General features: G+C 54.6%; 6 protein-coding genes and 1 pseudogene. 3 read left to right on the plus strand and 4 right to left on the minus strand.

Translation table 11 applies throughout. The features are described from left to right. A partial coding sequence (locus AB3X96_RS41435; protein ID WP_368594277.1) for a tyrosine-protein kinase family protein occupies positions 1 to 395 on the plus strand: 395 nt, incomplete at its 5' end. Positions 396 to 1,217: 822 nt separating this feature from the next. Here the strand turns inward: AB3X96_RS41435 and AB3X96_RS41440 are convergent. Next, positions 1,218 to 2,477: a glycosyl hydrolase gene (locus tag AB3X96_RS41440; protein ID WP_368594278.1), complete on the minus strand. Its 1,260-nt coding sequence runs from the start codon at positions 2,475 to 2,477 to the stop codon at positions 1,218 to 1,220. Between the two features lie 928 nt (positions 2,478 to 3,405). On the opposite strand from AB3X96_RS41440, the pseudogene AB3X96_RS41445 reads away from it, so the two are divergent. Continuing rightward, positions 3,406 to 4,002 (plus strand): annotated as a pseudogene (locus AB3X96_RS41445) (sugar transferase); the annotation flags it as partial. Positions 4,003 to 4,105: 103 nt separating this feature from the next. Next, complete coding sequence (locus tag AB3X96_RS41450) at positions 4,106 to 5,230, plus strand: glycosyltransferase (RefSeq protein ID WP_368594279.1); 1,125 nt, start codon at positions 4,106 to 4,108, stop codon at positions 5,228 to 5,230. A gap of 67 nt (positions 5,231 to 5,297) precedes the next feature. Here the strand turns inward: AB3X96_RS41450 and AB3X96_RS41455 are convergent, their stop codons facing one another. From AB3X96_RS41455 to AB3X96_RS41465, 3 genes are all read right to left on the minus strand, one after another. Further along, positions 5,298 to 6,218, minus strand: coding sequence for a glycosyltransferase (locus AB3X96_RS41455; protein WP_368594280.1), 921 nt, complete (start codon positions 6,216 to 6,218; stop codon positions 5,298 to 5,300). A 99-nt stretch (positions 6,219 to 6,317) separates the two neighbouring features. Continuing rightward, on the minus strand, positions 6,318 to 7,259 hold the full coding sequence (locus tag AB3X96_RS41460) for a glycosyltransferase (protein WP_368594281.1): 942 nt from the start codon (positions 7,257 to 7,259) through the stop codon (positions 6,318 to 6,320). Between the two features lie 315 nt (positions 7,260 to 7,574). Next, positions 7,575 to 8,486, minus strand: a complete 912-nt coding sequence (locus tag AB3X96_RS41465; protein WP_368594282.1) for a polysaccharide deacetylase family protein — start codon at positions 8,484 to 8,486, stop codon at positions 7,575 to 7,577. Positions 8,487 to 8,979: the final 493 nt, after the last annotated feature.

An 8,979-nucleotide genomic window follows, 5' to 3' on the forward strand; every position in this document is an offset into this window, starting at 1 on the left:
GCCCGGGCCTCGACTTCGTTGCGCGCGGCACGATCCCGGAGAACCCGGCCGAGCTGCTGGTGGGCGAGCGCATGCAGCAGTTCCTCGCGAAGACGAGCGACTACGATATCGTGCTGATCGACACACCACCCGTGCTGGCCGTATCCGACGCGACCGCGCTCGCGGATAGCTGCGGCACCGTGCTGCTGGTGACGCGCTTCGAGACGACTTCCATCGCGCAGGTGCAGGAAGCGACCGCGCAGCTCAAGCAGGCGAATGCCCGGGTGAAGGGTGTGATCTTCAACGGGATCGACACGGATGTCTATCGTTACAGTCTGGGCGCGCGAGCTGGCCTCTATCGCAATGCTTCCTACCTCGACGCACTGCCTGCCAGTGGAGAGACAAAGAAGAACTAACCTTCGCGACGCGAGGGCCACGCTCGATTTCTCACCGCTCACTGCGTTCGCCGGCCACTGGATCTGCCTGATGGCGCTTTCGAAAGCTGAGCGCACGGGCGCCGACGTCCTCATCTATGGCTGCATCCTTCTGATTCCTACTTTCGTGCCGGTCGCCATTGTCACGACTCGGCTCGAATGTTGATTCCTGCAGCCTTTCAAGCTTCTCGGGCTTCCGCCTATCGCGCTGCCGGCACCTTCGCGTTCGGCTACCGTGTCGGCCATCTTTGTACGTCATACTTTACTGAATCCGCCCGTTGGCCAAGAGGCCATTGCCATTCTGGAGATTGGCGCCGAGAGGGGGGCTAAACCCGTGGTATAGTGAGTTTCGTTATTAGATCGGTATTCATTTGCAAATAGGACACTGTGCTTTTGTCAATCTCTGCCGGACTTTAGGTCGCCTTCATCGCACTGTCCGGTGCCGCTACGGAATATCCCAGACCATAGCTACGCCACCGATGACATCGTGCTGATCAAATTCACAATATTTCGATGTGGTCGTAAGGGGAGTGGAAGATGGTAACTTTCTTGACGCATGCCGCCTGCCTGCTGATCGGCGTAGCGATTGGGGTCTTTGCGTGCGCGCTTTGCGTTGCGCGTGCGAGAGGATCAAAGGAGGATGATTAGTCGCATCGCCCTTTTATGATTCGTCTGTCATTGCGGATGTCCGCGGTTTCCCCATTTCAAAGCTATCAAGCACGTTGGAGCAGGGCAAAACAACAAAAATGACGCAAACTCCAGAGTCGGAGTTCGCGTTCACCTGATCAATCGCGATAGGCGGGTTCACTTGACTGGCGTCACGTAGGGGGCCGACAGGAATCGCTGCGCTCGCGGGATCGTCGCGGTGTATGCGCGAATGGCGGCCGCAAGCTGCGGACAAATCAGGTTACGGTTGTAATCGTAGATCGAATAGCCGTCGCCTTCTCCGTTACTCGGGTCGCCGTTACGCACGACATACCAGAACGCCTTTGCCACAGAACCGTTGTCCATCAAAACTTTCAACTGGTTGAATGCCGCGAGTTGCCCGGCGTCGGTGCGGCTCTTACCGTTGTTGGTTTCCGTAATCCAGATCGGCTTGGAACCGCTGGCAACCAGATTCGACACGGTTGTGTTGAACGACTGCATCAGCAAGTGGTAGTCGGCGCTGCTGAGGTACGGGTGAACGTCGACGACATCGATCGTGGTGTTCAACGGGCTGGCTGGGCTCTTCGAGTTGTTGCCCATTGCCTTGATGTAGTCGGTCGCCTGGATCAGCTCGTTGCCTGCGGGCGGCTGCCAGCCGTTATTCGGGTACGTCGAGTTGTAGAAGTAGGAGATGCCCTGAGTGTGCAGAACCGTCTTATAGCCCGACTGCCTTTTCAAGTTCAGGATCTGTTTGGCTTCCGAATAGAGCGTCTTGCTGCGATCCAGAATGTAGCCGTAGATACCGTGCGGATCACCGTAAGATGGGTCCGAGGCGGAGAACGACCAGTTGGTTTCATTGAACAGTTCGATGTCAGCCGTAAACGGCAATGCGACGTCCATCAACGCGCCGAAATACTTCGTGAACGCCGCGTCGCAGAAGTCGAGTCGCGCTGAGGATGCGCTCGGCGGATTCTGGGTAGCCGGGCATTGGTATGCACTAGACGGCGCGTACATGCCCACCAGGAAAAGAATCTTCATACCGCGCGTGCGCGCGGCGTTCAGAAGCGCCTTCAGAAAGGTCACCTTCTTGGGATCCAGCGTGCTGCCGTCGGCCAGCGTCATGAAGTCCCATGAAACACCGAGGCGAACCGTACCGACGCCTAAACCGGCAATCAGATCCAGGTCCTTCGAGCATTCGCTCAGCGCCTTCTGATCCGCACTCCACAGATTGCAGTTCACGTCCATTGCAAAACGGTCGTTTCCGCTTCCGGTGGGCGGCGGCTGCAGCGCCGCGAGCCGCTGAGCATTGGCGGTAGCCGCGTCCATTGTATTGGCGTGACCATTCTTCGCGAAGGCCGACATTGGCTGCCCACACAAAAGTGTTAAGGCGGCGAACAAGAAGATGAAATTGGGTTTCATATCTTAACTATAAAGGTAGACACCCAGAATTGGTCCAAAAACGTGAAAGTTAAGTGTGCAGATGAACATCAATTGTTGAAGCGAACGCATTGGTCGCACGAATACGTCAAACACGCGCATCAGACACGGCGTCGGCGTTACAAGCACAAGATCAACGAAGTTTTCGTGTCTAGCTCGACAATGCTCGAATAGTCCGGCCGTGTGCGGGAACGCACATCGGGTCGAGTGCCGAGCCGGGATACTTTTTCGACTTGGAAGCGCAGCGACGAGTGGTCGCATAGGCTTTGGTGCGATAGTCCATAAAACAGGCTGTTGTTCATCAAGTTTCATTTTTGACCTTCATTGAACGCAGAATTAACGCAAATTTTGGTGCTGAAACAGTCGTCTCTCTTTAGACAATTTGGAAATCGAAAGATTTGGAAAGCGCGGTTTAACCGTCTGATAAAAGCAGGTCTCTGATGTGGTCGCTTTGTCATGGTATCTATAAGTGGTACCCAGCGATAAGAGCAATCAAGAGCGAAGTCATCAATTCGAATTCTGCGTATCTGATTTGATAAAAGACCAGTCGGTGCGCCTGTTGAAGATGACGTGTCGCGAGCGAACTGTACGATGGCGTCTTTATGCGCTATTACTAACATTCAGTCGCGGAGTCAGATGTTACGCTGGTCCCGAAGTCATCAGTGAATCAATGAATTAGCCGCACTAAATGATTCACTTCCACACCAAAATCTGTTTTGCAAGCGCAAAGTGCCTACGCCGGCACCTTCCCCACGAGTTTCCGAACTAAGGAGATAGCATGTTCGAATCCAACGCCGCCGCGGATCCGAAACTGGAAGAGGCGTGCCTTGAGGCGAATTCAAAAAAAGTCGCTGTGGATGACTCGCATCCGCCAAGCGAGAACCTCGTGGGTGCAAGGTGGGATGACGCAGTGAAGAGAGTAATGGACGTTTGCGGAGCGTCAGTTCTGCTCATACTTCTCTCTCCGGTTCTACTGATCATTGCGCTCGTCGTCATGAGCGACCACGGAAACGCCGTATATGGTCATCCGAGAATTGGCCGGGGAGGACGTACTTTCAAGTGCCTTAAGTTCCGCTCCATGGTCAAGAATTCGGATGAAGTTCTTGCCAAACTGCTCGCAACAGATCCGCAGGCTCGTGCGGAATGGGACCGAGATTTCAAGCTTAAAAACGACATTCGGGTGACGCCGGTTGGCCGTATTCTGCGCAAGACGAGCCTCGATGAGTTGCCGCAACTCTGGAATGTGCTGCGTGGCGATATGAGCCTGGTTGGTCCCCGTCCTATTGTCCAGAAGGAGTTGGCCCGATATGGCCGTGATGTTCGTTACTACCTGGCGCTGAAGCCCGGAATGACGGGTCTATGGCAGGTCAGTGGCCGCAACGATGTGGACTATCCGACGCGGGTTTCGCTCGACGTCAGATACGCAATGAACCGCTCGCTGGCATTCGATATATCGATTCTTCTGAAAACCGTCAAAGTGGTGTTCGCAAAAGACGGAGCCTACTGATCCCGGCTGAGGTTCCAATGTCGTGGATTGCATGTCGTCCCGATCGCCGTGACCGATCGGGTGAAGTGATCCGCTATTGCTGAGCAATTCACGAGAAAAAGTTATGAGAGTGGTCCACGTAATTGAATCGACTGCCACAGGAACGCTTGCAGTTGTGAGCACGCTTGCGACGCGGCTCGCCAAGGAAGGTCACGAGGTTTATGTGATCTATTCCGAGCGCGAGGAAACGCCGAAGAACTTGCGCGCAATGTTTCACTCTGATGTCGTCCTGCAGCATCTGCAGATGAAAGGACCATCATTGGCGCACATCATGTCCGTGTTGCGCCAGCAACTCATCCGATTGAACCCGGACATTGTCCATATGCATTCGTCGTTCGCGGGTTTCCTTGGACGAATGGCGACCTTGTTTGCGTTGCCGTCAACGGCGCTTTTATATAGCCCCCATTGCATTTCCTTTGTACGGCGGGACATTGGCAGGTTGAAGCGATACTGTTTTGCCGCCTTGGAGTGGCTTGCATGTTTGAAGAGCTGCACATATGTCGGCTGCTCTGAGAGCGAATGCGCGGCGATCCGCCGCTATCTTCGGCGCGATGCAGTACTGGTCGAGAACGCGATCGATCGGGCTGTCGGTGCACAGGGCGACACTCGTCTGAGAGGCGCTGAAAAAGTCGGGTCGACGAAACGGCGAATCATTGCGACTGTCGGCGGCATTCGTGTGCAAAAGAATCCGCAACTATTCGCGGAGATTGCACGATCGTTTGATCGGGACGACGCGGAATTTGTATGGATCGGCGACGGCGACGCAGGTCTCCGGAGGACGCTCGAGGACGCTGGTGTGCGTGTGACCGGTTGGCTTACGCGTGCTGACGTGATCGAAACTGTCGTGCAAGCGGATATCTATTTGTCGACAGCTTCCTGGGAGGGGATGCCCATCTCCCTGATCGAGGCAATGACGCTCGGCACACCCGTTGTGGCGTCGGATTGTCCGGGCAATATAGATACCATTCGCCACAATTCGACAGGCGTCCTTTATCGGACGGCTGCGGAAGCGACATCGCTGATCCAGGAGATGCTAACCGACGAGAAATTTCGTGAAGGTTTGTCCCGCCGGGCGCAGGAGGAGGGGCGTAATCGATTCAGTGAAGATCGCTTCTTCAACAACATCGAGCTGCTTTATTCGACCCAACTGCGGAGCATTCGCGAGGGCCGTGCGGTGCTGAGCGAGTAAAAAAGCGCTCGTAGTCGCTGATAATAGAAATGGTTTGCGCGGGTTTTCGCGCAAACCATTTTATTTTTTAGATCCTCGCGAGATAACGCTCCACGCCCGAGGCGGCGATTATATTTGTCCACCGCAAATGCAGCAGTGTAGACGGATCGTTTTTCGGTACCATATCGCCATGGAAATTGCAGATGCTGGAGAATACGTCTGGGCCCGTTATTTTGCATTGAATTCCAAACTTTGCGGCGGCGTTCAGATTCGACGGAGAGTCATTGCAGATGATTCTCTTGCCGAGTGCGGCATATTCCAGAAGCTTGGTCGGCGTCTGCACGTCATACGGACGCTTGTAGGGGATGGTTGAAATAGCGATCCCGCAATTGCGAACCACCGCCAGGGCATCGCGTTGCGGAAGACGTCCCGTGAACAGGACGCCGGGCGATTGAAGATATGCGTCGGAGATTTCCTTTTCAACAGGCCCAACCAGAACGAGGGTATCCGAGTCGCGCCTGGCGGCCAGAAAGTTCCTGATGAAGCCGTCAAAGCCGCGTTCTCGCGTTATCTCGCCCAGATAGCAATATGTGCCCGTCGGAAGCGGCCGGTTGCGGTCAGCATCTGCGGTAAAAATCCAGTCTGGCACGCCCATTGGCAGAAAAACGGTGTCCACTCCGTCGCGGAAACCCATCACCTCGCTCATCGAATCGTTCTGAAAGATTCGAAGATTGGGCCGCGGTTGTAACGTTTTCTTGATGGTGTCCTTTAGCGCGCTGTTACGCCCGACCGACAGCGAGCGATAGTCGTGGATCACGTATTTCGCGGCAGGAGTCCTAGGGTAAAAACCCATGATGCACCAGAGAATGTATTCCTCAGGGTTCTTGACTTTTTTGTAATCATCGAGCGTTCCTGACGTCACCTTACAGTCATTTCCGACAAAATACTTCGTGTAAGCGTCTATCTCCGGATAGTTCGCCTTGCCGGGGTGAAGAATGAATATTTGCATGTCATTGCACCGTTCTAGTTTCGTCTCTGCGGCTAACTCTGCGCTACTATGGGACGGTTCGGACCGCGTTCGTTGAAACGTCGCACGCCAATGAATTGCTCAAGCGTTGGTTAGCTTGATATCCTTTGGCAGAAACGCCGCGACGTTGGATTGCTCTATCACTCGGTCCCAGATGAGATCCGCAAAGTCCGTCCGGCGATTCGCTGTCGCACTGCGCGCGGCGTCTTCATCGATTCCGTCAAATATGTTCGCCGTCGTGATCACGCTGTGGATGCCCATCTCTTCACAGCATCTGATATTGGACGGCGAGTCGTTGCAGACGATTTTCTTGCCGAGGGCGGCATACTCGAGCAGCTTGGTCGGCGTTTGATAGCAATGCGGCCGGTGATAGGGGAAATAGCACACCGCAACTTCGGATTCGGCCACGTGCTTCAGCGCATCACGCTGCGGCAACGGCCCAGTGAAAATGATATTTTTCGCATTCGAGAATCTTTCATAGATGCGCGGGTCCGGTTTTCCCACCAGGAGGAGGGAGGTGTCGCGCTTCTGGAACTTGTTGATAAACGCTTCCAGCACGCGATCGAAGCCCCGCTCGACGCTCATTTCGCCGATATAGCAGAAATCAGCCTTCTTTTCGCTCTGACCGCCACCCTGCACCTCGAAGATCCAGTTCGGCACGCCCATAGGAAGGATCACACTGGGGACGCCGTGGCCGAAACCCATGATCTCCTGTTGCCGTTTGTTTTGAAAGATGCGCAGATTCGGCTCGCAATTGAAGTACCGCTTCGCGACGTCTTTCATCGCCGGCCAGCCGCCAACGGACAGAGAACGGTAGTCGTGGATGACGAAGTCGGATTCAAACCGATTCGGATAAAAGCCCATGATTTCCCACAACACGAAATTCCGCTTGTTCTCGAGCGCACGATACTCGCTTATCGTTCCGACCACCACCTCCACGCCGCGAGCCTTAAAATAGTTTTGATAGGCAGTAATTTCCGGATAATTTGCGTTGCCGGGAGACGTGATGAAGATTTTACGCATACCGCCTTCCTTTTTTAATCGTGGAGATAAGGAACAATAAGGCCGTCACAAAAAGTGCTCGGGCGGCTTATTTCCGCCTTTAATTAGCAGGTGATCGAACGTTGACCACTTGTCTTGCTCGAAGCCGAGATCGCCCGCTATAGCAGTTTTATTGGTAAACACCTGATCGGGGTGATTCGCTGCCTGGGTCGAATGCCGCGCGGTGCTCAAATGTGTCCTACGCTAAAGCGCGATGGGTCGCGTCGTCGCTCGACCGACATTGCCTCGTCTTGACCAGATTCGGTCCGTGCGCGGTGGTCGGCGGCGCTGCGCTGTCTACGCCTGGTTCAATACTCGCGGTCTGCTGAAGATGCGCTGAGCGAAGCGCCGGACCCGTCCCAGTCGTAGATAGCGCGGCGCCAACGTGAGGCCTGTCAGCTGCGCGGCGAACCACGCCACGGAAGAGTGATCGTCAATGTCGAACGCCTTGAGCCGGAACGGGTCGCTTCCTTCGTCGTTCCAGCCCACGTCGGTCGTGCGTGCGCTCTTGTAGCCCGCGGCCTTCAACAGTTCGACTTCGCGCGAACTAAAAATGCCATAGGGATATGCAAAATGCTCGCACGGCTTTCCGACGATCCGTTCTACCTCCAACTTTGACAGCGCAAGTTCTTCAAAGCATTCGTCGTCTTCACAGAAGGTCAGTGTCGGGTGATAACGCGTGTGCGACTGAAAGTCGACATAGGGGCGCATCTCTTCAATATGGGCGGCGCTGAGGCCAGTAATCGTCGCCGATGCGTCGAGCGAGTCCTGATGAAAGCCTCGTGCGTCCAGTTCAGCCAGGCGCTCCTGGTTTTTCATGCGGATCAGCCGCTTCACACCTGCATCCTTCGCGACGGGATGCAGGAACCAGTGAGTACGATCGTGCGCCACGATGCTGCTGCAGATGTAGATGGTCGGGTACACGCCGTACTTAATGAATACGGGCAGCAGCTTCGCATTGCCAATATGGCCGTCATCAAACGTGACGGCCACACGCGGGCGACCACTACCACGCGAATTTGCCTGCGACAAGGGCACGAACTCGACCTTGTCCTTCAGGTACTCGAAATGAGCCTCGAGCGTGGCGGGCGATGGATCGTGATAGAGCAGAATCGCGGTGCGATCACGCCAAAGCAAGGCTCGAATCGCGGCGGGGGTTCCACTGAAAAGCAGCGCGCGTGTGAAAATCTCACGCATCAATTGTTTCATATGCATCCCAAGCTAACGGCATTGAATGGGATTGTGACGTTGCAGCCACGAAAGTGATGTGCGTTAGCGTACAGAGATAATGACAGACTTCAGATAGTCTGGGATACTCGTTAGTGTGCCGTATGCGCTATTTTTCCAGAGCTGGATCTACTGCGGGGAAACAGGGGTTCAGCGGAGAATTAGGCAGTTTTTATGTTTATACGGTAAGACGATTATTCTGAAGTTGGTGGCGCGCAAAGCAGAGGGAACATCGCAAAATTGCGTTGCACACCGAACTGACGCACGCAGCGTCAGCATCCAAAATGTTGTCGTCCCGTGACAGAAAGCGAGATTTGGCAACGCCGTATCGCCTGCACTTTAAATACCGCTTCCACCCTTTTCGTACACCCGCCCTGGGGTTTCGATGAACCAGAACTCTCTCCTTACGAATGCCGCCGTGGTTCGCAATAACGATGTGAGTCTCTCACGTTATTTCGACGTACTGATGGCCAAC

The organism is Paraburkholderia sp. BR13439, from assembly GCF_040948805.1.
Classification (GTDB): Bacteria; Pseudomonadota; Gammaproteobacteria; order Burkholderiales; family Burkholderiaceae; genus Paraburkholderia; species Paraburkholderia youngii.

Coding starts and splice junctions, on each gene's coding strand:
- AB3X96_RS41440 (WP_368594278.1), bottom strand. CDS start 2,477: ATGAAACCCAATTTCATCTTCTTGTTCGCCGCCTTAACACTTTTGTGT.
- AB3X96_RS41450 (WP_368594279.1), top strand. CDS start 4,106: ATGAGAGTGGTCCACGTAATTGAATCGACTGCCACAGGAACGCTTGCA.
- AB3X96_RS41455 (WP_368594280.1), bottom strand. CDS start 6,218: ATGCAAATATTCATTCTTCACCCCGGCAAGGCGAACTATCCGGAGATA.
- AB3X96_RS41460 (WP_368594281.1), bottom strand. CDS start 7,259: ATGCGTAAAATCTTCATCACGTCTCCCGGCAACGCAAATTATCCGGAA.
- AB3X96_RS41465 (WP_368594282.1), bottom strand. CDS start 8,486: ATGAAACAATTGATGCGTGAGATTTTCACACGCGCGCTGCTTTTCAGT.